We start from the raw sequence: 997 nt of genomic DNA, 5'->3' as shown, positions 1-997 counted from the left end.
ATCGCCATCGCCGCATACCCGCACCGTCAATCAACGGTTACACTGAATCAGCCACGCCCGACTTCGTCAACGGGCTGCTAAGCGTCGCCTGCTGATTCACGCCTGATGATGGCCTGGATCTCCTCGCGCAGCAGATCCTTCCGGATCTTGCCCGAGGTAGTGCGCGGGAGACTTTCCACCCACTCGATCCGTTCAGGACATTTCTGCTTTGCGAGCCCGCTCGAATATACGAAGTCCGCCAAGGCGGCAAAGCTTTGCGAGGCTCCTTCCGCTGGCACGAGAAAAGCGCAAATACCTTCGCCGAGACGGGCATGCGGCATCGCGACCACCGCCGCGTCGATCACTGCGGGGTGTCGGTGGAGCACATCCTCTATTTCCTTCGCGCTGATATTCTCGCCGCCCCGGATGATCAAATCCTTCTTTCGCCCGGTGATGATCAGGGCTCCTTTGGAGGTGATCGTGCCGATATCGCCAGTTTGAAAATAACCGTTGCAGATCGCTTCACGCGTCTGCTCTTCATCCGCGTAGCCCATGAACATAGCGGGGCCACGAACGATGATCTCGCCCTCGCTCCCCTGCGGCACATCCTGCCCCCGATCATCAATAAGCCGCACATCATAATCAATAATCTCGCCATCGGTGGTCGCCGCAAGTTGCGCATGCTGCGCACCGGTGTACCCGAGCGTGACGAGGGGCACTTCCGTGCTGCCGTAGACGCGAAATGCGCAAGGTGAGGAGAAAGTCGAATTCGCCTTCCGCACAATATCGGGTGGAATGGCGGCGCCGCCGCAGGCAAACAACCGTAGGCTTGGTAATCCGGTTTTAGCTGCGGCCGCTTCGTTCGTCAGTTCCATGAGAAATGGCGTTGCTGCCACGGTTCCGACAATCTTATGCTCCTCGATCAGGACGATGGCCGCTTTAGCGTTCCAGCTCTCCATCAGCACCGTCCGGGTACCCACCAAGAACGGCAGTTCAAGGCCGAAGGAGTAACCGCTGA

At 58.7% G+C, this 997-nt stretch carries 1 protein-coding gene; it reads right to left on the bottom strand.

What is annotated here, in order from left to right; genetic code table 11:
* Positions 1 to 77: 77 nt before the first annotated feature.
* Positions 78 to 997, bottom strand: a 920-nt coding sequence (locus L3X40_RS21905; RefSeq protein ID WP_445177239.1) for an AMP-binding protein, incomplete at its 5' end; no start/stop codon positions are given.

It is taken from the genome of Rhizorhapis sp. SPR117, from assembly GCF_021742065.1.
This window is presented reverse-complemented; position numbering and strand designations above follow the sequence as displayed.